26 protein-coding genes and 2 pseudogenes are annotated in these 23,742 nt (G+C 67.2%); 22 read left to right on the top strand and 6 right to left on the bottom strand.

Going from position 1 to position 23,742, the window contains the following annotated elements:
• Positions 1-147 precede the first annotated feature (147 nt).
• The 6 genes from A3CE_RS57925 (at position 148) to A3CE_RS0108740 (ending at position 3,795) form a co-directional block, all read left to right on the top strand.
• Positions 148-411: a beta/alpha barrel domain-containing protein gene (locus A3CE_RS57925; RefSeq protein WP_211231827.1), complete on the top strand. Its 264-nt coding sequence runs from the start codon at positions 148-150 to the stop codon at positions 409-411.
• Positions 333-1,322: an oxidoreductase gene (locus tag A3CE_RS50535; RefSeq protein WP_211231826.1), complete on the top strand. Its 990-nt coding sequence runs from the start codon at positions 333-335 to the stop codon at positions 1,320-1,322. The genes A3CE_RS57925 and A3CE_RS50535 overlap by 79 nt, the downstream gene beginning before the upstream one ends.
• Positions 1,319-1,642: an SDR family NAD(P)-dependent oxidoreductase gene (locus tag A3CE_RS59820; RefSeq protein ID WP_084641406.1), complete on the top strand. Its 324-nt coding sequence runs from the start codon at positions 1,319-1,321 to the stop codon at positions 1,640-1,642. Before A3CE_RS50535 ends, A3CE_RS59820 begins: the two co-directional genes overlap by 4 nt.
• The gene (locus A3CE_RS58445) at positions 1,530-2,219 is read left to right on the top strand and encodes an SDR family NAD(P)-dependent oxidoreductase (RefSeq protein ID WP_376741703.1); all 690 of its coding nucleotides are present in this window, start codon (positions 1,530-1,532) and stop codon (positions 2,217-2,219) included. The genes A3CE_RS59820 and A3CE_RS58445 overlap by 113 nt, the downstream gene beginning before the upstream one ends.
• Complete coding sequence (locus tag A3CE_RS0108745; RefSeq protein WP_020639703.1) at positions 2,216-3,052, top strand: alpha/beta fold hydrolase; 837 nt, start codon at positions 2,216-2,218, stop codon at positions 3,050-3,052. The genes A3CE_RS58445 and A3CE_RS0108745 overlap by 4 nt, the downstream gene beginning before the upstream one ends.
• A 122-nt stretch (positions 3,053-3,174) precedes the next feature.
• Positions 3,175-3,795, top strand: coding sequence for a hypothetical protein (locus tag A3CE_RS0108740; RefSeq protein ID WP_020639702.1), 621 nt, complete (start codon positions 3,175-3,177; stop codon positions 3,793-3,795).
• 25 nt (positions 3,796-3,820) lie between these two features.
• Here the strand turns inward: A3CE_RS0108740 and A3CE_RS58440 are convergent, their stop codons facing one another.
• A complete protein-coding gene (locus A3CE_RS58440; protein ID WP_245589783.1) occupies positions 3,821-4,090 on the bottom strand; it encodes a hypothetical protein in 270 nt (89 codons plus the stop codon).
• On the opposite strand from A3CE_RS58440, the gene A3CE_RS58435 reads away from it, so the two are divergent.
• The 5 genes and pseudogenes from A3CE_RS58435 to lacZ all read left to right on the top strand — a co-directional run bounded on the left by A3CE_RS58435 (position 4,019) and on the right by lacZ (position 10,026).
• Positions 4,019-4,243 carry a hypothetical protein gene (locus A3CE_RS58435; protein WP_245589853.1) on the top strand — a complete coding sequence of 75 codons (225 nt, stop codon included), beginning with the start codon at positions 4,019-4,021 and terminating at the stop codon, positions 4,241-4,243. The genes A3CE_RS58440 and A3CE_RS58435 overlap by 72 nt on opposite strands.
• Positions 4,244-4,807: 564 nt before the next feature.
• Positions 4,808-5,149, top strand: a pseudogene (locus A3CE_RS59815) (tetratricopeptide repeat protein); the annotation flags it as partial.
• A 55-nt stretch (positions 5,150-5,204) separates the two neighbouring features.
• Positions 5,205-5,339, top strand: a complete 135-nt coding sequence (locus tag A3CE_RS59235; RefSeq protein WP_020639699.1) for a hypothetical protein — start codon at positions 5,205-5,207, stop codon at positions 5,337-5,339.
• A 295-nt stretch (positions 5,340-5,634) separates the two neighbouring features.
• A complete protein-coding gene (locus A3CE_RS56320; RefSeq protein WP_245589466.1) occupies positions 5,635-6,249 on the top strand; it encodes a glycoside hydrolase family protein in 615 nt (204 codons plus the stop codon).
• A 39-nt stretch (positions 6,250-6,288) separates the two neighbouring features.
• Positions 6,289-10,026, top strand: a complete 3,738-nt coding sequence (lacZ, locus tag A3CE_RS0108710) for a beta-galactosidase, LacZ type (protein WP_125592452.1) — start codon at positions 6,289-6,291, stop codon at positions 10,024-10,026.
• Positions 10,027-10,273: 247 nt separating this feature from the next.
• Here lacZ and A3CE_RS0108705 read toward each other — a convergent pair whose 3' ends face one another.
• Positions 10,274-10,507: a hypothetical protein gene (locus A3CE_RS0108705; protein WP_020639695.1), complete on the bottom strand. Its 234-nt coding sequence runs from the start codon at positions 10,505-10,507 to the stop codon at positions 10,274-10,276.
• Positions 10,508-10,901: 394 nt separating this feature from the next.
• On the opposite strand from A3CE_RS0108705, the gene A3CE_RS0108700 reads away from it, so the two are divergent.
• The 4 genes from A3CE_RS0108700 (at position 10,902) to A3CE_RS0108685 (ending at position 15,201) form a co-directional block, all read left to right on the top strand.
• Positions 10,902-11,687: an alpha/beta fold hydrolase gene (locus A3CE_RS0108700; RefSeq protein WP_245589465.1), complete on the top strand. Its 786-nt coding sequence runs from the start codon at positions 10,902-10,904 to the stop codon at positions 11,685-11,687.
• A 57-nt stretch (positions 11,688-11,744) separates the two neighbouring features.
• On the top strand, positions 11,745-12,536 hold the full coding sequence (locus A3CE_RS0108695; protein ID WP_084641400.1) for an SDR family NAD(P)-dependent oxidoreductase: 792 nt from the start codon (positions 11,745-11,747) through the stop codon (positions 12,534-12,536).
• 121 nt (positions 12,537-12,657) lie between these two features.
• Positions 12,658-13,575: an alpha/beta fold hydrolase gene (locus tag A3CE_RS0108690; RefSeq protein ID WP_245589464.1), complete on the top strand. Its 918-nt coding sequence runs from the start codon at positions 12,658-12,660 to the stop codon at positions 13,573-13,575.
• 93 nt (positions 13,576-13,668) lie between these two features.
• On the top strand, positions 13,669-15,201 hold the full coding sequence (locus A3CE_RS0108685) for a long-chain-fatty-acid--CoA ligase (protein ID WP_020639691.1): 1,533 nt from the start codon (positions 13,669-13,671) through the stop codon (positions 15,199-15,201).
• A gap of 115 nt (positions 15,202-15,316) precedes the next feature.
• Here the strand turns inward: A3CE_RS0108685 and A3CE_RS0108680 are convergent, their stop codons facing one another.
• Positions 15,317-16,612 carry an IS256 family transposase gene (locus A3CE_RS0108680; RefSeq protein ID WP_084641397.1) on the bottom strand — a complete coding sequence of 432 codons (1,296 nt, stop codon included), beginning with the start codon at positions 16,610-16,612 and terminating at the stop codon, positions 15,317-15,319.
• Between the two features lie 321 nt (positions 16,613-16,933).
• Here A3CE_RS0108680 and A3CE_RS0108675 point away from each other — a divergent pair, with 321 nt between their 5' ends.
• Together A3CE_RS0108675 and A3CE_RS0108670 are read left to right on the top strand one after the other, a co-directional pair.
• On the top strand, positions 16,934-17,506 hold the full coding sequence (locus A3CE_RS0108675) for a TetR/AcrR family transcriptional regulator (protein WP_026468300.1): 573 nt from the start codon (positions 16,934-16,936) through the stop codon (positions 17,504-17,506).
• A 360-nt stretch (positions 17,507-17,866) separates the two neighbouring features.
• Positions 17,867-18,682, top strand: coding sequence for an oxidoreductase (locus tag A3CE_RS0108670; protein WP_026468299.1), 816 nt, complete (start codon positions 17,867-17,869; stop codon positions 18,680-18,682).
• A 150-nt stretch (positions 18,683-18,832) separates the two neighbouring features.
• Here the strand turns inward: A3CE_RS0108670 and A3CE_RS58430 are convergent, their stop codons facing one another.
• Complete coding sequence (locus A3CE_RS58430; protein WP_125592401.1) at positions 18,833-19,273, bottom strand: IS3 family transposase; 441 nt, start codon at positions 19,271-19,273, stop codon at positions 18,833-18,835.
• 275 nt (positions 19,274-19,548) lie between these two features.
• Here A3CE_RS58430 and A3CE_RS57370 point away from each other — a divergent pair, with 275 nt between their 5' ends.
• Entirely contained in the window at positions 19,549-20,142 is a 594-nt protein-coding gene (locus tag A3CE_RS57370) for a competence protein CoiA family protein (protein ID WP_020639685.1), read from the top strand.
• Positions 20,070-20,255: pseudogene (locus tag A3CE_RS54915) on the top strand (aldehyde dehydrogenase family protein); the annotation flags it as partial. The gene A3CE_RS57370 and the pseudogene A3CE_RS54915, both read left to right, overlap by 73 nt.
• 297 nt (positions 20,256-20,552) lie before the next feature.
• On the opposite strand, the gene A3CE_RS53975 reads toward A3CE_RS54915, so the two are convergent.
• Positions 20,553-21,560, bottom strand: a complete 1,008-nt coding sequence (locus A3CE_RS53975) for a site-specific integrase (RefSeq protein WP_084642054.1) — start codon at positions 21,558-21,560, stop codon at positions 20,553-20,555.
• On the opposite strand from A3CE_RS53975, the gene A3CE_RS58425 reads away from it, so the two are divergent.
• Complete coding sequence (locus A3CE_RS58425; RefSeq protein ID WP_245589852.1) at positions 21,495-21,662, top strand: hypothetical protein; 168 nt, start codon at positions 21,495-21,497, stop codon at positions 21,660-21,662. The two genes, A3CE_RS53975 and A3CE_RS58425, sit on opposite strands and share 66 nt — an antisense overlap.
• Positions 21,663-21,737: 75 nt before the next feature.
• On the opposite strand, the gene A3CE_RS0108635 is transcribed toward A3CE_RS58425, so the two are convergent.
• The gene (locus A3CE_RS0108635; protein ID WP_026468298.1) at positions 21,738-22,562 is read right to left on the bottom strand and encodes a helix-turn-helix transcriptional regulator; all 825 of its coding nucleotides are present in this window, start codon (positions 22,560-22,562) and stop codon (positions 21,738-21,740) included.
• Positions 22,563-22,752: 190 nt separating this feature from the next.
• Between A3CE_RS0108635 and A3CE_RS58420 the strand changes: the two genes are divergently transcribed.
• Together A3CE_RS58420 and A3CE_RS58415 are read left to right on the top strand one after the other, a co-directional pair.
• Positions 22,753-22,926 carry a hypothetical protein gene (locus tag A3CE_RS58420; protein WP_020639680.1) on the top strand — a complete coding sequence of 58 codons (174 nt, stop codon included), beginning with the start codon at positions 22,753-22,755 and terminating at the stop codon, positions 22,924-22,926.
• Between the two features lie 169 nt (positions 22,927-23,095).
• Positions 23,096-23,728, top strand: a complete 633-nt coding sequence (locus A3CE_RS58415) for an alpha/beta hydrolase fold domain-containing protein (RefSeq protein WP_020639679.1) — start codon at positions 23,096-23,098, stop codon at positions 23,726-23,728.
• Positions 23,729-23,742 lie beyond the last annotated feature (14 nt).

Here is a 23,742-nt window from a genome sequence, read left to right as displayed (position 1 = left end):
CGGGGGCTTGCCTTCATCGTAGCATTATGCTCATACTATTACGACTGTACGGCAAATATGAACTGGAGCATCTCATGGCCTCGCTCGCTGACCCGCTCGACCTGCCGTCCGGCGTACGCCTGCCCAACCGCATCGCCAAGGCGGGCGTTGAGCGAGGCCCTGGGCGACGCCGACAACTCGCCTGACGACAGGATCGTCACTCTCTACCAGCGGTGGCCGCCGGGCGGCTACGGCTTGCTGATCACCGGCAACATCACGGTTGACCGTGCCCACCTCGGCGAGCCCGGCAACATCGTGATCGAGGACGATCGCGCGCTCCCTCAGCTCACCGCTTGGACGAAGGCGGCTCACGACGGCGGAGCGGCAATCTTCGCCCAGCTCAAACACCCCGCCGGCAGTCGAACCTGCTGAACATCGGCCACGAGCCGGTTGCTCCCAGCGCCGTACCGCTGGCCCTCCCGGGTGCTGCTACCCCGCGGGCACTCACGAGCCCCGAGATCGAGGAGATCATCGAACGGTTCGCGACCGCTGCAAAGGTCTGTGAGGACGCTGGTTTCGACGGCGTCCAGCTCCACGCGGCCCACGGCTACCTGGTCACCCAGTTCCTCTCGCCGCTGACCAACCTGCGCGACGACGCGTGGGGCGGCGACGCGACGCGGCGGATGCGATTCCTGCTTGAGGTCGTACGCCGCGTCCGTGACCGGGTCAGCCCCAGGTTCGCGGTCGCGGTCAAGCTCAACTCTGCCGACTTCCAGCGCGGTGGTTTCACCGAGGAGGACTCCCGTGCGGTGGTCGCGGCCCTGGCCCATGAGGCCATAGACCTGATCGAGGTCAGCGGTGGCAACTACGAGGCGCCGGCGATGTCGGGCTCCGAGTCGCCCTCGACCTGGGCGCGCGAGGCCTACTTCCTCGACTACGCCCGGTCGGTCCGCGACGCGGCCGGCGCAGTACCTCTGGCCGTGACGGGCGGGTTCCGCACCCGGGCCGGCATGGACGATGCGCTCGCCGCAGGTGACTGCGAGGTCGTCGGGATCGCCCGACCGACTGTCACCACCACCGACGCGGCCTCAGCGATCCTCGGCGGTCGCACAGACTTCCTGGCCACCCACGAGATCCAGGTCGGCATGCGACGGGTCATCGGCCGGTTCGCGGACCTGAAAACCCTCGACGGACTCCTGAACCTGACGTGGAACACCGACCAAATGCACCGTCTAGCCCGAGGTCTGGAACCCGACCTGGACCGCGGCGCGTTGGCCTCGGCGCTGTCGATGATCCGACGCAACGGACGGATCTCCCTCAAGCCGCGGCGCGGTGTCGCATGAGCAGGACCTCCTTCGACCTCGACGGGAAAGTCGTCCTGATCACCGGAGGCAACGGCGGCATCGGCAGCGCCACGGCGCGCGAGCTGCTCAACCGCGGAGCCAGGGTGGTCATCGCGGACCTCGACCTCTCTACGCCGCAGCGCGCCACCGAACTAAATATCCAACGCGCGCTCGGCTGCGTCGCCGATGTCCGAGACCGGGGGTTCGCTGGACGAGGCGGTCGCTCAGGCCATCGAGCGGTTCGGGCGCCTCGACGTGGTGATCGCCAACGCCGGCCTCCTCGCCAAGGCGGCGACCCTGCGCAACACCCCGATCGGTGACCTCGAATCGACTCTCGCGGTCAATGTCACCGGAGTTGTCAACACGGTGGCGGCCGGACTTGAGGCGGTGATCGCGAGCCGTGGTCAGATCGTGCTGATCAGCTCGGTCTTCGCCTTCGTCAACGGTATGGGGACGATCCCGTACGCCATGAGCAAGGCGGCCGTCGAGCAGCTGGGGCGCGGATTGCTCGTGGAGCTCGCCGGGCACGAGGTGTCTGTCCTCACGGCGTACTTCTCGTTAGTGCAGACCGACATGATCGCCCACGGCGTGGACGAGGATCCGATGGTGCTGGAGCTGCTCGGCACCCTCCCGGCGCCGTTGCTCGCCCGGATCACCCCGACCGCCGCAGCGACCGCGATCGCCGACGGGCTCGAACGCCGATCCAGCCGCGTGATCCGCCCGGCGCTGTGGCGTCCGGTCTCGGCGTTGCGCGGCCTGCTCGGCCCTGCCCTCGATGCCCGGTTCGCCGCCGATCGCCGGATCCTCGACGTCCTTTCGCGGCTCGATGCCCGCGGTGCCTCGTCGCGCAACCTCACCTCCACGAAGCCATCCACCCGAAAGAAGGAACGCGCATGACCACCTGGAAGACCACGCCCACCAAGACGATCGACGTCGACGGCACGTCGTTCGCCTACCGCGAGCTGGGCACGCCCGGTGGCGTGCCGGTGGTGTTCCTGCACCACCTGACGGCCGTCCTCGACGACTGGGACCCGCGTGTCCTCGACGGTGTGGCTGCGCAGCACCATGTGATCGCGTTCGACAACCGGGGTGTCGGGTCGACCGGGGGCCGCGTGCCTACCGACGTCGCACAGATGGGCGCGGACGCGATCGCGTTCATCCGGGCGTTGGGGTACGAGCAGGTCGATCTGATCGGCTTCTCCCTCGGTGGTGGCGTGGCGCAGATGGTCGCACTCCAGGCTCCTGACCTCGTCCGCCGGATGGTGCTCGCTGGTACCGGACCGCGCGGCGGCGGTGGAATCTGGAAGATGCCGTTCATCGTCGGTGGCGCCTACACCAAGGCGTTCCTGGCTCGGAAGGACCCGCGCCACTTCTTGTTCTGCCCGCGCAACGCCGAGGGCAAGGAGGCGGCAAACGCCTACTTCGACCGGCTCGCGGAGCGCACCTCGGACTTGAGCAAGCCGATCTCCCGGCAGGCCGGCCTGGCGCAGGTGCGTGCGATTACCAGCGCTGGCCTGCATCCCGCCGACGACCTGTCGAAGGTCAAGATTCCGGTGTTCGTCGCGAACGGTGGCAACGACCTGATGGTCGCCAGTGAGCACTCGAAGGACATGGCAGCCCGTCTGCCGGACTCCCGCCTCCGGATCTACCCCAACTCCGGCCACGGCGGTGTCTTCCAGTACCACCACGAGTTCGTGCCCGAGGTCCTCGACTTCTTGGGTGCGAAGTGATGGGTGGACCCGACTTCCTCACCGTCGACGCCTTCGATCGACCGCCAGGCGGTCGGATCAGGTCGAGCCGAGATGTCGCTCGAGCGATCGACAATGGCATCGAGGGGCTGCGCGGGGCAACGGTGAACTACGCCAACAACGGCACCCACGCCGTGCTGCCGAACGTCGTCCCGGGCGGTCGAGCGCTCGTCGCTGCCTGGGAGCCAGCCGACGCGGCCGAGGCGGCGTTCGCCGGCCCGCTGCGCCGCGCACTCGACGGTCCCGGACGGTTCAGCATGGACAGCGAGATCGTCCGGGTGCGGATCGACTCGGAGTCCGAGCGGGAAACCTGGCACGGCTGGAAGCCCAGTGCTGAGGGAACCGAGCCCCTGGTGAAGGAAGAACCCATGGTCGCGATCGTGCACGGCATCCTCCGGCGCGGACGCCTCGTGGAGTTCGTGCGTAACAACGTGCACGCGGCGAGCCGAGCCGCTCACCACCCCGGCCACCGCGGCAGCATCGACATCTCCAGCCAGCTGCCGTACGAGCACACCTCGATCAGCCTGTGGAAGACCTACGACCTCGCCCAGGACTTCGCCTACAAGAAGGGCGGCCACGCCAGCGCCATGAAACACTCGGTGAAGGAGAAGACCCACCGCGTCGGCGTATTCCTGCAAGCTCGACCGTTGGTCTGCACCGGAACCCTTGGAATCGGGCAGACGCCGTTCCCTCAGCTCCCCGAAGCGCGGCGCGCAGGCCTGTAGGCGGAGGTGCAGGCCTTGAGCATCCTCAAGCGCTCGTGGGATCTGGAGATCGTCGCATGCGGGGCTCTCGGCGTCTGCAGGTTTGATGACCTCCAGAAGCATCTGGGGATATCCCGCAAGGTCCTCTCGGAGCGTCTGAAGGTACCCCAGGGCGAGTGCGAGCGCTTCCTCGCGTTTCAGGGGTTTGCACGTCTTCGAGGTCGGAGTGGGTGACCTTGGTGTAGTGCTCGGCCATGCGGTCGCTGACCTGGCCCAGGTAGCGGCGGATGTGGGCGAGGCTGGCGCCGGCGCGCAGGAGGTTCGTCGCCAGCGTATGCCGGGCCTGGTGCGGGACGGCGGATCCGAGTGCCAGTCCGGTCACCCAGAGCTTGTCGTGGTCCGCGAGAAGTTGCAGGTTCTCTTCATCAGCCAGGGCGCGGGCGATCTCGTCGCTGAAGGGGCTGCGTGATCGCTTCGGGTCTGTGCCGCCGGGTGGAAGCGCGTTGACGAACGCCGCGTCGAGCTCGATCCGGTCGGCCTGGCCGTGAGTAGCCCCCGGTGACAAAGCTTGCGAACATAGCTGAACGTCATTCGAACGGTACTGTCAGTGACGGTGGTCGGCGTTCGATCCCGACCAAGCTGGCCGAGCGAGGGAAGGCCGTGCCGCCCTCGGTGACGTTGGTCTGCGACGAACCGCTGGGCATGTTCCTCGCCCAGCAGGCTGGGGACGTGCCCTCTTTGCTGGGCATCGACCTCGAGGAAAGCGCTCAACTCGTGTGTCGATCGACGAAGTTGCTCGAAGGTGCTCCGTCGGCGTGGGCAACGCGGGGAGCGCAAGATCTCGGCCAAGTGGTCCCAGAGCATGTCCCGCAGCCACCGCTGAGAGACGCCCGTGATGTCGAAGTGGCTCACCGCGTCGATAAAGCGGCGACCGAAGTGATCGGTTTCGGTGAAGCCAGCGTCGCAGGTGTCCAGGGGGCTGTAGTAGACGCAGCGGAGGCCGTCGACGACCTCGCGGGAAATCATCCGCAGCATGTGCTGGCTGTGGTGCGACGCCGGCCAGTTCGCCGCGGCGGAGCTCAGCCTGAGCTCCCTCTTCGCCGACTGCGAGACACCGGCCGGTCCGGAGCACCCGGGCACCCTCGCCGTCCTCGGCCTCCTGGGCTCCACCCAGTTCCGGCGCGAGCGGCTGCCCGAGTCCGCGCGCAGCCACCGGGAAGCCCGCCGCCGGGCGGTCTCGGCGCTGGGGCCGGATCACCCGAAAACCCTGAAGTACGGCCACAACCTCGGCTGCACCCTCTCCCTGCTGCGGGCGTGGGGCGAAGGCCTGCCGGTCCTGCGGGACGTGCTGAGCCGTCGCACGCGGAAGCTGGGGAAGAAAGCACCCCGACACGATCGACACCGCCAAGACGCTCGGTGCCGCGCAGTACATGACCGGGGACAAGCAGGCTGCCGCGGTGACCCTCCGGGCGGCGTACCAGGCGGCGCTGAAGGCGTTCGGAGCCGCAGACCCGCTGACGGAGGAAGTGGCGCGCAACCTGGAGATCGTGCTGCGCAACCAGTGACCGGCCGTCTTCGAACCGATTCGACGGCCTGCTCGGTTGCGGCGTAAATTTCACGTCCCGCGCGGTCCCGCCGTCGGGGAGTGGCTGCCGGATCCGTTCGGGCACACTCGCCGATATCGAGACGGCAGAAGGGATCCATGGCGATCCCCGGGCTGCGGCGACGTCCGGCGGATGATCACTTGCCGCCGTCGGGCGCAAGACGTCGTTGACCTGCCGCCGACCGGGTTTGTACCATCCTGGCGAACCCATCGAGCGAACCGGTTCGACGCCGACTGCTCCCGTGGAGAGGGCACCGATGTCCAGCTCACCGCACCAGGTTCCGAGGTGCCAGGCGAACCGGCCGCTCGCCCTGCTCGTCGTCCTGGCCGGCGTTCTCGTGCCCGCCGAACGGGCGCACGCGGCGACGAGCACGTTCACCCTCGGCGTCACCCGCACCGACACCGCCGGCCGTGCGCTGCAGTTGCACGGCCTCGGCATCGTCCAGGTCGGCACCACCTGGTACGGCTTCGGCGAGGACAAAACGGGCCAGACCACGGCGAACACCGCCTTCCAGGGCATCCCCTGCTACACCTCGACCGACCTGGCGAACTGGACCCACCAGGGGATCGCACTGGCGAAACAGGGCAGTGGCGACCTCGGGCCGAACCCGCATCGTCGAACGGCCCAAGGTCATCTACAACGCCACCACCCGGACGTACGTGATGTACCTGCACATCGACAACATGAGCTACTCCGATCAGCGGGTCGGGGTTCCCGACCGTTGAAGAGCCCGCGCCCCAGCCGGATGTCGCGCGGTCGGCCACCTCGAACCCACCCCGCACCGACGATCCCGGTGCCGCTGGTGGTGCCCGCGTTGGGCGATGTCGGAGCACAGCCCGGACTGAACCGGCAGCGGAAGCTGCGGACCTGACGCCGCCATCACAGTTCCACGCACTCACGGGAGACGATGATGATCGACCCGCAGGACCAAGGACGATCCATCCGCCGGCGCACGGTTCTCGGCGGGGGGCTCGCCGCTTTGGGGGGCGTGGCCCTGCCGGGCGGGATCGCGTCGGGCGCGCCCGGCGCGGCACCCGGAGTCGCGGCGGCGTGGGTGGACCCGCCCAACGGTTACCCCGAGTGGAACAACAACATCGGGATCTTCGAGGTCAACTCGGAGCCGCCGCACGCGACCTCCATGCCGTACGCCGACCTCCAGCAGGCGCTGGACGCCGACCGCACCACGTCGCCGTACCGGCTCGACCTCACCGGGACGTGGCGGTTCAAGCACGTCGCCAAGCCCGCCGACCGTGACCTGAACTTCCACCGCACCGACGTCGACGACACCGCCTGGCCGACCATCCCGGTGCCCGCCAACTGGCAGCAGCACGGCTACGACTTCCCGATCTACACCAACTTCACCTACCCCTGGTGGGGTGTCAACGGGCAGAACGAGAACGCCCAGCCGCCGTTCGCGCCGACGCGGTTCAACCCGGTCGGCCAGTACCGCCGGCGGTTCGACCTCCCGGCCGCCTGGCAGGGGCGGCGGGTCCACCTGCACTTCGAGGGCGTCAAGTCCGGGTTCTACCTGTGGGTCAACGGAACGAAGGTCGGGTACCGCGAGGGCTCGTACACGCCGGCCGAGTTCGACGTCACCGACTACGTCCGGGCCGGCTCCAACCTGGTCGCGGTCGAGGTCTACCGGTTCCCGGACGGGGACTGGATGGAGGACCAGGACATGATCCGGCTGTCCGGGATCTTCCGGCCGGTCTTCCTGTACTCGATGCCCGCGGTGCACCTGCGCGACTTCACGCTCACCACCCCGTTGCGGGACAACTACACCAACGCCGACCTGGCGGTGAAGGTCGCGGTGCGCAACCGCGGCGCGCAGCAGTCGGGGACGTACTCGGTGGAGGTCCAGCTCTACGACGCCAACCGGCAGGCCGTCTGGCCGTCGCCCCTGCGGGTACCGGTGAACGTGGGCGCGGTGCCGGTCGGGCAGGACGCGACGGCGCAGGGTTTCCAGGCCGTCCAGGGCCCGAAGCTCTGGTCGGCCGAGCACCCGAACCTCTACACCGCCGTGCTGCAACTGCGCGACCCGTCCGGCGCGGTCACCCAGACCGCGTCGGCACGGGTCGGCTTCCGCGAGTTCACGCTCTCGGGCGGCCTGATGCGGATCAACGGTCAGCCCGTGTCGTTGCGCGGCACCAACCGGCACGAGACCAACCCCGACCGCGGGCAGGCGTTGACCCGCGAGGACATGGTCACCGACATCAAGCTGATGAAGCGGCTCAACATCAACGCCGTCCGGACCTCGCACTACCCCAACAACGCGGTGTGGTACGACCTCGCCGACGAGTACGGCATCTACGTCATGGACGAGGCCAACCTGGAGACCCACGGCGTGCGGGACAACTACCCCGGCTCCAACTCCGCCTGGACCGCGGCCGTCGTGGACCGGGCCGTCCAGATGGTGCACCGCGACAAGAACCACCCGTCGGTCGTCATCTGGTCGCTCGGCAACGAGGCGGGCGGCGGCAGCAACTTCGTGACGATGCGCAACGCGATCCGCTCGGCCGACCCGACCCGGATCGTCCACTACGAGGGCGACAACCGGCGCGAGGTCAGCGACATCCGGTCCCGGATGTACGAGAGCCCGTCCACGGTCGAGGGCCGAGCCAGGGACACCTCCGACACCCGCCCGTACGTGATGATCGAGTACTCGCACTCGATGGGCAACTCCACCGGCAACTTCAAGGAGTACTGGGACATCGTCCGGCGCTATCCGGTCCTGCAAGGCGGGTACATCTGGGACTTCGTCGACCAGGGCCTGCGCCGGCCGATCCCGTCGGGCGGCAGCGGGACCTACCTCGCGTACGGCGGCGACTGGGGCGACAACCCCAACGACGGCAACTTCTGTGCCAACGGCATCGTCACCGCGGACCGGCGGCCGGCCGGCAAGGCGGCCGAGGTCAAGCGGGTCTACCAGGCGATCACCGTCTCGGCGGGCGCGGACGTCACCAGCGGGGTCGTCAAGATCACCAACGAGAACCTGTTCACCAACGTCAACGAGTTCACCGGCCGGTGGGCGCTGGTCGCCGACGGCACAGCCATCCAAAGTGGAGCGCTCACCGCCGCGCAGCTCGACATCGCGCCGTTGACGAGCAAGACCGTGCAGCTGCCCGTGCAGCGGCCGACCGCCCCGGCGCCGGGGGAGGAGCACTTCCTCGAACTGTCGTTCACCCTGACGACCACCACGGCCTGGGCCGACGCGGGGTACGAGGTGGCGCGGCAACAGCTCCCGGTGAACTTCTCCAGCCCGCCCGTCGTGCCGACGCCGGTGGCGGACGTGCCGGCGTTGACGGTCACCGAGGCCAGTGACCGCGTCACCGTCGCGGGCACGGACTTCACCGTCGTCTTCGCCAAGGCGACCGGCACGATCAGCTCGTTCGACGCGATGGGCGTGCGGCTGGTCAACTCCGGCCCGGTGCCGAACTTCTGGCGCGCGCCCACGGACAACGACCGGGGCAACGGCCAGCCCAGCCGCAACGGCACCTGGCGGCGTGCCGGCCTGGACCGGACCGTGACCGGGTTCTCCGTCAGCAAGCCGTCGGACCGCGCCGTCCGGATCGCGGTCACCGGCACCCTGCCGACCAGCACCACGTCGACGTACACCACGACGTACACGGTGTACGGCAACGGGGAGATCAAGGTGGACAACACCCTGCACCCCGGGGCGACCAGCCTGCCGTACATCCCGGAGGTGGGCACGATCCTGTTCCTGCCCGCGGACCTGGAGCAGGTGCGCTACTACGGCCGTGGGCCGGAGGAGAACCACTGGGACCGCAACAGCGGGTCCGACGTCGGTGTGTACTCCTCGACCGTCTCGGGGCAGTGGACCGGTTACATCCGGCCGCAGGAGAACGGCAACAAGACCGACGTGCGGTGGGTAGCGTTGGTCAACGGCAGCGGCCGTGGCCTGCTCGCGTTCGGCGAACCGCTGCTGGAGGTGAACGCGTCGCACTTCACCCCGGAGGACCTGTCGACCGGTGCCCGGCACGACTACCAGTTGACGCGGCGTTCGGAGGTCGTGCTGCGGCTCAACCACTGCCAGATGGGTGTCGGCGGCAACGACAGCTGGGGCGCGCAGACTCTGGACCAGTACAAGCTGTTCGCCAACCGGGACTACTCCTACACCTACCGGCTGCGGCCCCTGCCGGATGTCGGCCAGGCCCTGGCGCTGTCCCGGCGACCGGTGGAGACGGCGGGCGGCGGCAGCGGTCCGCAGACCGGCGTGTACTACCGGCTGGTGGCCCAGCACAGCGGCAAGGCCGCGGACATCAACGGCGCGTCCACCGCGGCCGGCGCGCTGATGATCCAGTGGTCGGTGTCCAGCGGGCTCAACCAGCAGTTCGACTTCGTCGACTCGGGTAGCGGCTACTACCGGATTCGGGCGCGGCACAGCGGCCTGGTGTTGCAGGCCGCGAGTTCGAGCACCGGCGCCGACATCAGCCAGCAACCCGATTCCAACGCCGCGAGCCAGCAGTGGCGCGTGGTGGACCAGGGCGGCGGCACGGTGAGCCTGGTCAACCGCCAGAGCGGCCTGGCGATGGACGTGTTCAACGCGTCGACCGCCGACGGCGCCCGCATCTCGCAGTGGACCCCGGGCGGCGGTGCCAACCAGCGCTTCGCCCTCCAGCGCGTGTGAGCCGGTAGTCCGGGTGCGGACCGACCTGGCGCAGGTACCGAGGTACCTGCGCCAGGTCGGTCCCCGTTGACCCACCACCCTGTTCCGAACAATCGCTCAACCCGCGTCGTCAGGTGAGGGCTTGAAGCCCTTGGCGATCAGCCACACGCCCAGTGGGAGCTCCCACAGTGCGATCGGAAGTGCCGCGAGCCTGCGGGTCGGATCAGCCTCCCAACACATCGAATCCGTGTCGTCGTGTGGAGGGGGGTCATACCGCGATGCGTGAACTGCTGCCGGTGAATCGGAGCAGCTCCCCAAGCCCGGACGCTTTGCGCAGAGCACCTTTGAAGGTCGCGTTCGCGTGCGGAGAACGGGAGAACACTACGTGCGGTGTGACGACGACGCCGCAGATCTCGCCGAAGGAGCTGAAGTCGTAGTTGTCGCCGATCGGATGGCGTCGAAGCGTCGCGATGACCCCATTGAGGTCTTCAGTGACGAGCACGCACCCTTGCGTCAGGCTCGTCGAGCCTTCATGACCTGGCTCGGCGACGCGCGAACGAGCAAGCAACGGGCAAAGCACCGCATCCAGTGGCTACAACATGCACGCCCCCTTCAGCGTTCGTGACACACGACCTGGACAAACATCAAACCCATGTACTCCATTGCACGGCTCTTACAGACACCCAGCACGGGGGGCTCCCACGGCGAGCAGCGGGTGGGCAGCACTTGCCACCACCCCGTCCGGGCATGTATATATTACAGTCGTAAGACGAACGGTCGTAATGTCACTGCGCGGAGCCACGGTCCTCGCGCCGTAGCCGATGGGGTCTCAGATGAAGACGACGAAGAGCATGACGTGGGTCGACGTGCCCACCCGCACGATCGACGTCGGCGGGGTGCCGTTCGCGTACCGGGAGCTCGGTCCGGCTGGGGGCGTTCCGGTGGTGTTCCTGCACCACCTGATGGCTGTCCTTGATGACTGGGACCCCAGGGTCATCGACGGCATCGCCGGCCATCGCCGGGTGATCGCGTTCGACAACCGCGGGGTCGGCGCGTCCGGAGGATCCGTGCCGGACACCGTCGAGGAGATGGGCCGCGATGCCATCGCCTTCATCCGGGCGATGGGACTCCAGCAGGTCGACCTCCTCGGGTTCTCCCTCGGCGGCGGAGTCGCCCAGATGGTGGTCCTGCAGGCACCCGAACTCATACGCCGGATGGTCCTGGCCGGCACCGGCCCCCGCGGAGGCGGCGGCATCAAAGAGATCAACAAGGTCGTGGTCAAGGCCTATGCCAAGTCCGCGCTCACCCTGAAAGACGCCAAGACATTCCTGTTCTTCCCGCGCGACGCCGAGGGCAAGCGGGCCGCGAAGGACTACCTCGCCCGGCTCAAGGAACGCACCCACAATCGCGACAAAAAGATCTCCCTGCAGGCTCGACGCGCGCAGGTGAAGGCCATCCGCGTGGCCGGACTGGACCAACCCGACGACCTCTCAGTGATCACCCAGCCGGTCTTCGTCGCCAATGGCGATCACGACCTCATGGTCGCGAGCAGCAACTCCACCGACATGGCCCGCCGGATCCCCAACGCCCGGCTGAGGATTTACCCCAACTCCGGGCACGGCGGCGTCTTCCAGCACCACCGGCAGTTCGTCTCCGAGGTTGTGGGGTTCCTCGATGCCTGAGAGGTCCGACAGGTCGGTCGCCGGGAAGGTCGCCCTCGTCACCGGCGGCGGCCGGGCCTGGGGGCGGCGACCGCGCGGTCGCTGACCGCCGCTGGTGCTCGAGTGTTCGTGGTCGATCTGCATCGCCCGGCCGCGGGCGAGGTGATCGACGAGGGGGTCACCTTCCTGGTCGGTGATGTGACCGACCTCGGCGACGTGACCCGGGCGGTCGAGACCGTGGTCAGGAACGCCGGCCGTCTGGACATCGTGATCGCGAATGCTGGTGTGGTCGCGCGGGGCGTGACCCTTCGGGCGTCATCGGCTCCGGTGGTCGATCGGCTCTTCGACGTGAACGTCGGGGGTGTGCTCAACACGGTACGTGCTGCCCTTCCGTGCCTCATTGAGAACCGTGGTCGGCTCGTACTGATCTCGTCCGTATTCGCGTTCGTCAACGGTGTCGGCACGATCCCGTACGCGATGAGCAAGGCAGCCGTCGAGCAGCTTGGCCGTGGACTGCGGGTCGAGCTCGCCGCTCATGGCGTCAGCGTCACGACCGCCTACTTCGCGATGATCAACACAGACATGATCAGGCAGAGCATCGACGAGGATCCAGCAGCCCAGGCGCTGCTCGACACCCAACCGAGGTTCCTGCGTAAGCGCATCAGCCCCGAACAGGCTGCGGAGGCCATCGTCGAGGGTCTGTGCCGCCGGGATGCGCGGGTGTTTCGTCCGCGTAGGTGGACAGTGATCTCGAGGGTCCGCGGCATCGTCGCACCCGCCCTGGACTCCAACCTGACGCGGGATCGCACGGTCCAGAACATTCTCGGACGCCTCGACGCGCGCGCAGGCGAGGACTTCCTGACCAGCTGAGGTCAGGAACAACACGGTGCCCGACCACGCACAGACCAGGAGCCATTGATGACGAGTTCGACATCGATGATCAACATCACTATCTACAACAGACTTCGGTTATTTCACGGGCTCTTAGATTATGACCGCCATCACAGTGGTTGACTTTTTAGATTACGACCATAATCGTATTGCTCACCCACTACAGAGAGGTCAGGCCATGAGTGACACGCACCTGACTGCGCCGACTCGTTTCATCGAGGTCGACGGCGACCGATTCGCCTACCGACGCTGGGGCAAGGCCTCCGGTGTCCCGCTCTTCTTCGTCCCGCACTTCCGCGCCGGATTGGACCACTGGGACCCCCTGCTCACCGACGGCCTGGCCGAAGGCCGTGAGGTCATCCTGTTCGACGGGCGCGGCATCGCCTTGTCATCCGGCAAGCCGCGTAACCGGATCGAGGACATGGCCGACGACATCGCCGCGGTCATCCAGGCGCTGGGGCTGGAGCAGGTCGATCTGCTCGGCTTCTCGATGGGCGGTTTCCAGGTACAGGAGGTCACGCTGCGCCACCCCCAGCTGGTGCGCAAGCTCCTCCTGCTCGGCACCGGCCTGCGCGGCGGGGACCAGACGATGGACCCCAAGGTGCCTGAGGTCGCAACGCATCCGGATCTGGACCTGGAGGACTTCCTCTTCCTGTTCTTCGGCCGCTCGCAAGCCGCGCGGGAAGCGGGCCGGGCCTTCTGGGAGCGACGTCATCAGCGGGCCGACCAGGACTCGCCGAGCTCGCTCGAAGTCGCACAGGCACAGCTTGAAGCGTTCGCGACCTACACGGAACCGCTGCCGGGCGAGAATCCCTACGCCTACCTGAACGCGATCACCCAGCCGACGCTGGTCCTCAACGGCGAGAACGACGTGATGATCGCCTCGATCAACTCCTGGCACCTCGCCCAGAACATCCCCAACGCTCAACTGCTGATCTACCCCGACGCCGGGCATGGAGCGCAGTTCCAGTATCCCGAGCGGTTCCTGAAGCACGCCCTTCAGTTCCTCGACGAGTAACACCTGCGGGGCTTCGGTGTAGTCGCTACTCGACTACACCGAAGCCAAGCCTGGACGCGGCGACAGTCGAGTTCGACCCGGAACGTCTCAGGTTTGCTGACCAGCACCGCGTCGCGATACCCGGCGCGCACGGCGATCGTCTTCGGTGGCGATCAGATCTCCTACGCGGAACTCGATGCGGCATCCAACCGGGTGGCGAACCTGCTGATCGAGCACGGCGTTCGCGTGGGCGACAATGTGGCCCTGTCCTGTCCGAACATCCCGCAATTCACGCCGATCTACTTCGGGATCCTCAAGGCCGGCGCGGTTGTCGTGCCGTTGAACGTGCTCCTCAAGGCACGTGAGATCGCCTACCACCTCAACGACTCCGACGCAACGGCGTACTTCGCCTTCGAAGGCAGCTCGGAGCTCCCGATCGGGCGCGAGGCCTGGTCGGGCTTTCAGGCCGCCGACCGGGCCACACAGTTCTTCCTCATCGGCAGCGGCGCATCTGTGGACGGCCTCATCCCGGACCAGATCTATGCCGCCGCTGTCGCCGGGCAGCCAGAGACGTTCGAGACGGTCGAGCGTGCCGACGACGACACCGCGGTCATCCTCTACACCTCCGGCACCGCCGGACAGCCCAAGGGCGCAGAACTCAGACACCGCAACGTGTACGACAACGTCCAAGCCGGTGTCCGGCTCTTCGAGCCCGACCCCGCGGCACTCGACGTCTACCTGTGCGTCCTTCCGCTCTTCCATTCCTTCGGCCAGGTGGTCATCCAGAACGGCGCCATCGCCTTCGGCGGAACCCTCGTCCTGCAACCGAGGTTCTCCGCCCGCGAAGCCCTCCAGCTCATGCTCGAGCATGGCGTAGCCTTTTTCGGCGGCGTACCGACCATGTACTGGGGACTGCTCGAGGCACTCGACGACAGCGTTGACGTTGCCCGGCTCGTCGCCAAGCTCCGCATCGCCGTGTCCGGTGGGTCGGCGCTCCCGGCCAAGATCCACCAAGAGTTCAGGAAACGTTTCGGCGTGACGATCCTCGAGGGCTACGGGCTCTCGGAAACCTCGCCGGTCGCATCATTCGCCAAGTACGGCGAGGAGCCCCGGGTCGGATCGATCGGCCGGCCCATCGCCGGGGTCCGGATGGAGCTCATCAACGATGACTGGTCCGATCTGGACGACACTCCCGGCGCGGTCGGGGAGATCGCGATCAAGGGCCATAACGTCATGCAGGGCTACTACAAGCGCCCCGAGGCGACGTCGGAGGCCATCAACCAAGGATGGTTCCGCACCGGAGATCTGGCTCGCAAGGACGCGGACGGCTTCTACTTCATCGTCGATCGATCCAAGGACATGATCATTCGCGGCGGTTTCACCGTCTACCCGCGCGAGCTCGAGGAGGTGCTCATGGAGCACCCCGCAGTCTCCCTGGTCGCCGTCATCGGAGTTCCACACCTGAGTCACGGGGAAGAGATCAAGGCCGTCGTCGTCAAGAAGGCCGGCGACTGTACGACTGAGGCCGAGCTGACAGCCTGGGGAAAGGAGCAGTTCGCCGGCTACAAGTACCCGCGCATCGTCGAGTTCGTCGACGCCCTGCCCATGACCTCCACCGGGAAGATCCTCAAACGCAAACTGTCCTAGAAAGCACGGCCCTCGGTCTACCGCGCCTGGCCGAGACGGACGCCGCCGTGAAGATGCTCGCCGACCAAGATGGGGTCCGGGTCTATCCCGTGATCGGTGTTTCCGGCGTTGTTGATCAGTAGGTTTCGGCTCCCGGCCAGCGGTCACCGAAGGTGATGGCGAACGCGTTGATCACTGGCTTCCACCGCATCGTCCATCGAGCGCGGCCTGTCCCGGTCGGGTCCAGGCTGCGAGTCACAAGATACAGGCACTTCATCGCGGCCTGCTCAGTCGGGAAATGCCCCCGCGCGCGGATCGCCCGCCGATAACGGGCATTCAGCGATTCGATCGCGTTCGTGGAGCAGATCATCGTCCGGATCTCGACGTCGTAGGCGAGGAACGGCGTGAACTCATCCCAAGCGTTGCGCCATAAACGAATCACCGCTGAATGCTTCGCGCCCCATTTCTCTTCAAATTCGTCGAGAGCAGCCACCGCAGCGTCCGGACTGGATGCGGTGTAGATGGGTTTGATGTCGCGTTTCACCGCGTCCCAGTCCCGGCGGGACACAAGCCGGAACGTATTCCGGATCAAGTGCACGATGCAGGTTTGCACAACAGTTTTCGGCCAGACGTTCGTTACGGCATCGGGCAGCCCTTTGAGGCCGTCGCAGACGAGGAAGAACACGTCGGTCACGCCGCGGTTCTTCAGGTCGATCAGCACGCTCATCCAGAACTTCGCGCCCTCGCCGCCGGTGCCCATCCACAGCCCCAGGACGTCCTTGTGACCGTCCACGGTGACGCCGATGGCGGCGTAGACGGGCCGGTTGGCGACCTGCCCATCACGGACCTTGACGTGGATAGCGTCGATGAACACGGCCACGTACACCGGGTCGAGCGGGCGGCTGGCCCAGTCATTCATCTCGGCGACGACCTTGTCGGTGATCCGTGAGATCGTTTCCTTGCTGACCGAGGACCCGTAGATCTCGGCGAAATGCGCCGAGATATCCCCCGTCGTCATCCCTTTCGCATACAACGACAGCACGATCTCATCCACTTCGGTGAGTCGACGCTGCCGCTTCTTCACGATCTGCGGCTCGAACGTGCCCTCCCGGTCTCGCGGCACGTTGATCCCAACCTCGCCCGCGGCGTCCGAGATCACCGTTTTCGGCCGGGTGCCGTTGCGCACGTTCGCCGACTCGCGATCCGGGTCGGCCTGGTTCTTCTCGTGCCCGAGGTGCTCGGTCATTTCCTCGTTGAGCGCGGTTTCCAGCACGTTCTTGGTGAACAGCTTCAGCAACCCGCCCGGGCCGGTCAACGCCAGCCCGCGGGCCTTCGCCTCGGCCACCATCGCCGCCGCGGCGGCCTGCTCCGGCGACAGCTCCCGCGCCGGCTTCGACTCACTCTTGCGTGGACTCACAAGCTCCGATGTCATCACTCACAGTGCCCATCTCGCCGGACCTCAGCCCGGCGTGTCGGGCCGGAAACACCGATCTTGGGACAGTCCCTGGGGTCCCGGTAACAACGGCCGTGAATCCCACGATATTGCTGCTGACCTACGCAGACTCTTCGATGAACAGGGTCACGCAGGCGGCGGGGCACGCTGTATTCCTGCAGGTCAAAGGTAGGTCTGTTGGATTTTCGGCCGTGCTACCGAGGCCCCTCGAAGGCGGCCAACCATGGTATTATGTACGTCAGTCAACAGGCTGGGCTTGGGCGCGAGGCAATGGCCCTACGGAGCGAATGGAGGAAGCTCGTGGTGCGCTACGCCAAGGAGCACAAGCAGGTGACGCGGCAGCGGATCATCGAGAAGGCCGGGCATCGGTTCAAAGCCGACGGCATCGATGGCTCGGGCGTTGCCACGCTGATGTCGGATGCCGGGCTGACCAACGGAGCCTTTTACGCCCACTTCGCCTCCAAGGACGACCTTGTCGCCACCGTTGTCGCGGAGGAACTGCGTATGCAACTAGCGCCGTTCGACACTCTGCGGCCCGGCCGCCCGGGACTCGAGGATCTCCTTCACGCCTATCTGTCGGTCGAGCACCGGGACAACCCCAGCCTTGGATGCCCCTCCGCCGCTCTCCTCGACGAGATCGGCCGCTGCGGGGAGGCGACCAAACAGGCATACGCCGACGGCGTGAAGTCCATCGTGGAGGAGATCGCCGCCCGCCTGGAACCTGCGGATCCGCAGTCCGCTCGCGGCAAGGCCATCGGGCTGTTCACCATGATGGTGGGGACGTTGCAGCTGTCCCGCGCCCTGTCCGACCGTAAGTTCTCCGATGAAGTCCTTGAGCACGGGATCGAGAACGGCCTCACCTTTATGAGCTGAGGGAAGACTCAGCCCAAAGGACGTCACTGCCCTGGGCTCAGCCGACGACCGTGTTCGGCGCCTGCTTCCGTTCGAGCTCACCGAGGCGGGTCTTCTCGTGCGGACCGAAGGCGTCGCTGAAGGGGTCCCGCCCTGAACCGGCGTCCGGCCGTCTCGATGATCCACCGACGGGTCACAACCTTGTGCTCCTTGTCGTACCGCACAAAGCCCCTCGTTCAGGACGAGCCAGCGGCCTGTCCGCCGGCCTGCACTCACTCTTTGACAGTACGACCGAATCTAATTCCGGCGAGACCCTTGCTCTCTGCTTGCGTCTCAGGTTATGGTCGTATGATCATAATCCAATAGATTCAGGAGCCTGTGATGGCAACAACTCGGCAGGTAGCGCTCGTGACGGGCGCCTCCTCGGGCATCGGCAAGGCGGCCGCGCTCGCGCTCGTGGCGGCGGGCTTCACCGTGGTCGGCACGAGCCGAGACACCTCTCGGGTCGCCCCGAGCGGCGGCGTGACGTTCCTCGACCTCGACGTGACCAGCACCGAGTCAGTCACCACCGTGGTCCAACAGGTGATCGAGCAGTCCGGACGAATCGACGTCCTGGTCAACAACGCCGGTCTCGGCGCAGCGGGAGCCGCCGAGGAAAGTTCCCTGGCTCAGGACCAGAGGCTGTTCGACGTCAACGTCTTCGGACTCATCCGCATGACCAAGGCCGTCCTGCCACGCATGCGGGCGCAGGGAGGAGGCCGCATCATCAATATCTCCTCCGTGCTCGGGTTCCTCCCCGCTCCTTACATGGCCAGCTACGCCGCGTCCAAGCACGCGATCGAGGGCTACTCCGAGTCCCTGGACCACGAGGTCCGCGAGCACGACGTCCGGGTCCTGCTCGTCCAGCCCGCCTACACCAACACCGAGTTCGAGGCGAACAGCCTGCGGGCCGACAGCCCTCTGCCGGTCTACGCGCAGCAACGGCACATCTTCGACGACATGATGGCGGCGGCGATCAAAGACGGTGACGATCCCGCCATCGTGGCCAAGGCAGTCGTCTCGGCCGCCACCGACCCGAAACCGAAGCTGCGCTACACCGCCGGCCCGACCGCCGGACGCGTGAGCACACTACGCCGCATCATTCCCGCCCGGAGCTTCGACAAGCAGATCCGCAAACTCAACCGGCTGGCCGGCTGACGCACCGGAACTGACCAGTTCGGTCCAGCGCGCGGCTCGGGGTAGCAGGTCGGCGATGAGCGCCCAACGCGCATCGGTCAGGTCGGACGGGTAACCACGGCGAGGCGACGACACCGGACCTGAGTTCCCCCCGCTTTGGCGGAGCGGTGGTTACCTGCCTCCGGTCGGAGCAGGGGTGAGGTTATCTGGCTCGGTGCAGGCGTGCCAGGTGGTCTCGAATTCGTCCGGGCTGAGGTAGCCGAGTTCTTTCTGGATGCGGCGGGTGTTGTACCAAGCGTCGATGTATTCGAAGATCGCGTTCTCGGCTTCGTCGCGGGTCCGCCAGCTCGTGCGGTAGACCAGCTCGATCTTCAGCGTGGACCAGAAGTTCTCCATCAACGCGTTGTCGTAGGAATCGCCAATCGACCCCATGGACGGCCGGATTCCGTTGTCTTGCAAGCATTGCGAGAAGCGGAAGCTCGTATAGTTCCGGACACCGAAATCGGTGTCGGCCGCCTTGACGAACACCGTGCCATTCGTCCCGGTGACGGTTGCAGCTATCTCCGCGTGGTCACCAGTCACGGCGCGGTACTCACCCCCGAGACCCGTCACATCGGCCTCCAAGACTCAGCCGCGGCGCTCCACGACTCGCAGGGCGCGCTGGAGCCGGCCCCCGGCCAGTAACAGCGGCTCTACGGGCGATATTGATCATCGTGCACCTCGGTGCTTGAGGCGAGTTCGGGTCGAGGGCAGAACGCAGTCGCCCGGCACCGGTGACGAGTTTGAGGCTGATCTGCACTCGAATGGCCGCATTGCCGCTCGTACCACCCGTGTTGCACTGTAAGTGGTCGACCTTTGTCCGTGGGTAGCCATCGGGGAGGCGTCGGATGTCGACCTTGGTGCTGTACACGCCGCAGAATCGGCTGCTCGACCTGACCAAGCTCACCGAGCGTGACTTCGCGCTGATCAGCTCGCTGCAATACACAATCAAGCGCGGCCACCGGACCTTGCTCTGTCAGCGGGCTTCGCTTGAGGACGAGGGAGCCGAGATGTTCGTCCGGCTCAAGAACGGCCGCTACGCTGCGGTGCATTTCCGAGGGAGCGAGTGCACGCAAACCCACGAAATCGCCGTGGAGTCGCCAGAGCGCCGACGCCAGAAGGACTATTGGCAGCGGGCTGCCGAGGATGCCGGTTACCGAACGTCACAGGAGGTGCGGACTGGGGCCGGCACGATCCTAGACGTGGCGATCGACGGTCCTCGCCGAACGGGTATCGAGGTCCAGCATTCGCAGCTGCAGTCGCAGCTGGCCAAGTCGCGGACTACGAAGTCTTTCCGGGCCGGCTGGCTACCTGTCTGGTTCCTGGACTCCGACCGGACACCACCGTGGTTTCACGAAGTTCCGGCACTCGGCTCGAGACGGGCATGGTGGGTCTCAACCGCGGCTACGTGTCCGACCCGAGCGCGCCCTTCGGGGGCATGAAGCAGTCCGGCATCGGCCGGGAGGGTGGCAACACCGGGATCGACGAATACCTGGAGCAGAAGTACATCGCCATCCACATGGGTACTCCTCAGTCCGGGGAGAGCGGCCGATGACCGGCAGCACCGTTTTCGACTCTTCTTGTTCCGGGACTTGTTCGGGACAGCCGAGATGCGGGCGGTCTTCGAAGATCGGTCCTATGTGGACCAAGTTGTCCGCGTCGAAGTCGCCTTGGCGCAGGCCGAGGAACGTCCGGGAGACGCCGGCGTCGCGGGCAACGGCCGCGAAGGTGACCTTCCTGTGGTCGCGGACCGTACGGCCTGACGTCGTGCGGATCCGGTCGAGCATCGCCTGGACCGTGCTGTGCCGAGCATGGTTGGCGGCCGCGGTCTGCGTCCTGGTGGTCGAGGCGCTCATGCCTGTTCGTCCTCGATCGGATCGGTGCAGTCGAGGTCGGCCAGGTCGTTGGCGCGGAAGTTGGTGCTCCAGATGCGGTGGAAGTAGTCCTGCGGCCGGCGCAGGTCAAGGGCGAGGGCCTCGTCGAGGAGCCCGAGACTGGCCAGCGCCTTCTCCAGGCCCTCGATCGCGCGGGCGGTCGGCTCGAAGACCTGGTGCAGATAGTTCGCGGTGGCGTCGTCGGGCGCTCGTTCGGCGATCGAGCGCCATTGCTCCTGTTTGCGGCGCCAGTAGAGCAGGTCTGCGCCGGAGAGGACGAACTTGTCGCAGTTTTCGCAGTCGAGTTTCCAGGGGCAGGCGGCCCCGTTGACGACGGGCTGGAAGGTGCAGAAGCCGCCGTCGGCCGGGGTGCTGCGGCGGGAGAGGTCCAGGGCGAGCGCGAGCGCTTCCTCGCGTTTCAGGGGCTTGGAAGCACCGGCAAGGAGTTCGCCGGGGTTTGTGGAGCCGGGCCCGGCGACCCAGACGGCGTTCAGCACGTCTTCGAGGTCGGAGTGGGCGACCTTGGTGTAATGCTCGGCCATGCGGTCGCTGACCTGGCCCAGGTATCGGCGGATGTGGGCGAGGCTGGCGCCGGCGCGCAGGAGGTTCGTCGCCAGCGTATGCCGGGCCTGGTGCGGGACGGCGGATCCGAGTGCCAGCCCGATCACCCAGAGCTTGAAATGGCCGTTGAAGAACGTGTAGGAGACCGACCGAGCCCCGTCCCTGTTGCGGGCCTTGGTCGGGAACAGTGCCATCGCCTCTCGCTGCTCAGGGCTCGGCTGGTAGCCGTTGTTGTTTTCGAACAAGCGCAACGACTTGGTCCGTCGTTTGTCGAGCCGGGCGTAGAGGACTTCCGGGATGCGGATCGCCTCGTTGTAGTTGCCGACCTTGGTCTGGTCGTGCCAGAGCATCGGCAGGCCGTGGTAGCGGCCGATGCAGTCCAGGCGCAGCTTGAGTACTTCGCCGCAGCGCTGAGCCCCGACCAGCTGGCCGACCTCGACACGATCCGTGTCCACGGGGCGCGCTCCGAAGAAATGGGGGCGATCCCGAACTGGTACGACGGCGTCACCCCGCCGCGGGTCGCCTGACCTCGCTCAGCCGCGGCAGCCCGCACCGCTGACGAAGCTCGCATCCGCAGACGCGGGGAAGGCCGCCGCGGTGCCTCATCCACGGGCGGCTTGCAGCGCGCTGCTGTGCATGAGGGGGAGCACGCGCGCGGTGGGCGAATCGGGCTCGACCGTGTAGATCACCAGTTGCTGGTCGGAGCTCTGGGGGAGGGTCACCGCTTCGACGCCGAACTCGAGCGGCCCGCCGGTCGGGTGGGCGATGCGCTTGGTGACCGAGGTGCGGTCGGTGACCCCCTGGTCGTGCCACCAGCGATCGACGTCGGGGTCCCGGGCGCGCAGGTCCTTGATCAGCGCGGCGAGCGCCCGGTCGTGCGGGTACCTGCCGAGCTCGTAGCGCAGCGCGCCCACGGCGGCACGCGCGTAGTCGGTCCAGTTGACGATGCGCGCGCGGGCGGCTTCGTCGAGCAGGAGCCACCGCACGAAGGACGTTCCCGCTTCGAACGTCACCCCCAGAGTCTCCGCGAGCAGTGCGTTGGTGGCCAGGACGTCGGAGCGCCGTCCCAGCAGGAGTGCCGGCAGGTGGTCCAGTGCGGTCATCACGCGCAGCAGCCCCGGTTCCGGCTGCTGCGGGCGGTCCCAGCTGCCGCGACGGGATCCGGGGTCGGCCAGGGACCGCAGGTGCTTGCGCTCGACGTCGGTGAGGTTCAGCGCCAGCGCGAGCGCCTCGCACAGGTCGTCGCTCAACGTGCGCTGGCGCCCCTGTTCCAGCCGGCTGTAGTGATCCGGGCTGATCCCCGCCAGGCCGGCGACCTCCTCCTTGCGCAGCCCCGGCACACGCCGGAGGCCGGGCACGGGGTGGAGCCCGGCCTGGGCGGGGGTGAGCCGATCCCGGCGGGAGCGGAGAAAGGCACCCAGAGCCACGTTGGGCCTGCTGCGTCGGTCTGTCGTCGGGCGCGGGTCGTGCATCACTCCATTCGAGCAGACCGCCGCGCGTCGTGCCTGGTCAAGCGAAGACCAGGCACCGGTCGGCCTGGTTGCGCCGCAGGGACGGAAATAGCGTGACCAGGCATGAACACCTCGAGTCCGGCGCTGGTCACCACCAGGAGGTCCCATGACCGGCACTGTCGCTCGTCCCCCTTTCGATCCCGAGCTCCAGGTCGTGCTCGGCCTCATCGAGGGTCAGCTGCCGGTCGGGCTGACGGCCGAGATGATCCCGTTCGCCCGGCAGGCCGCGGGGGCCGACGCCTCCGTCGACGACGTTCTCGCGGAAGCGGGCGTCACGTGACGCGATGTCACGATCCCCGGGCACGAGGGGGCCGACATCGTCGTGTCGGTCCTCGCGCGGGCCGACCACGCGGGCCGCGGACCGGGGATCTTCCACACGCACGGCGGCGGCATGATCATCGGCGACCGGTTCCTCGGGCTGCCGCAGATCCTGCCGTGGATCGTGGATCGTGGAGCACGACGCCGTGGCGGTGACCGTCGAGTACCGGCTCGCCCCCGAGTACCCCGACCCGTGTCCGGTGGAGGACTGCTACGCCGGGCTTCGCTGGACCGCCGAGCACGACGAGGAACTCGGGATCGACCCCGGACGGCTCATCATCGCGGGCGCGAGCGCCGGCGGAGGCCTCGCGGCCGGGACCGCGCTGCTCGCGCGCGACCGACAGGGGCCGTGCCTCGCGGGACGGGTCCTGATCTACCCGATGCTCGACGACCGCGGCCAGTCCGTCTCGATGGCGCAGTTCGACGGCATCGGCGCCTGGGACCGGGTGAGCAACCGGACCGGCTGGACCGCCCTGCTCGGCGACCGCCGCGGCACCACGGACGTATCCGGCTACGCCGCCCCCGCCCGGGCAACCGACCTGTCCGGCTTGCCGCCCGCCTTCATCGACTGCGGGTCCGCCGAGGTGTTCCGCGACGAAGACGTCGCTTACGCGTCGGCTCTCTGGGCGGCCGGCGTGCAGGCGGAGCTGCACGTCTGGCCCGGCGGCTTCCACGGATTCGACGTGCTGGCCGCCGGAACGGAGCTCGCGCGGGCCATGACCGCTACCCGGAACGCGTGGGTGGCGCGCCACATCGGCACGTGACCGCCGCGGGCCGA

This window comes from Amycolatopsis balhimycina FH 1894 (genome assembly GCF_000384295.1).
GTDB lineage: Bacteria > Actinomycetota > Actinomycetes > Mycobacteriales > Pseudonocardiaceae > Amycolatopsis > Amycolatopsis balhimycina.
This window is presented reverse-complemented; position numbering and strand designations above follow the sequence as displayed.

What these genes read in the sequence shown, in the direction of transcription:
- A3CE_RS0108680 (WP_084641397.1), bottom strand. Translation starts at nt 16,612, where the DNA reads ATGACATCGGAGCTTGTGAGTCCACGCAAGAGTGAGTCGAAGCCGGCG.
- A3CE_RS59820 (WP_084641406.1), top strand. Translation starts at nt 1,319, where the DNA reads ATGAGCAGGACCTCCTTCGACCTCGACGGGAAAGTCGTCCTGATCACC.
- A3CE_RS0108670 (WP_026468299.1), top strand. Translation starts at nt 17,867, where the DNA reads ATGGCAACAACTCGGCAGGTAGCGCTCGTGACGGGCGCCTCCTCGGGC.
- A3CE_RS56320 (WP_245589466.1), top strand. Translation starts at nt 5,635, where the DNA reads ATGTCCAGCTCACCGCACCAGGTTCCGAGGTGCCAGGCGAACCGGCCG.
- A3CE_RS0108745 (WP_020639703.1), top strand. Translation starts at nt 2,216, where the DNA reads ATGACCACCTGGAAGACCACGCCCACCAAGACGATCGACGTCGACGGC.
- A3CE_RS0108690 (WP_245589464.1), top strand. Translation starts at nt 12,658, where the DNA reads ATGACCGCCATCACAGTGGTTGACTTTTTAGATTACGACCATAATCGT.
- A3CE_RS58420 (WP_020639680.1), top strand. Translation starts at nt 22,753, where the DNA reads ATGACCGGCACTGTCGCTCGTCCCCCTTTCGATCCCGAGCTCCAGGTC.
- lacZ (WP_125592452.1), top strand. Translation starts at nt 6,289, where the DNA reads ATGATCGACCCGCAGGACCAAGGACGATCCATCCGCCGGCGCACGGTT.
- A3CE_RS59235 (WP_020639699.1), top strand. Translation starts at nt 5,205, where the DNA reads ATGACCGGGGACAAGCAGGCTGCCGCGGTGACCCTCCGGGCGGCGTAC.
- A3CE_RS57370 (WP_020639685.1), top strand. Translation starts at nt 19,549, where the DNA reads ATGTCGACCTTGGTGCTGTACACGCCGCAGAATCGGCTGCTCGACCTG.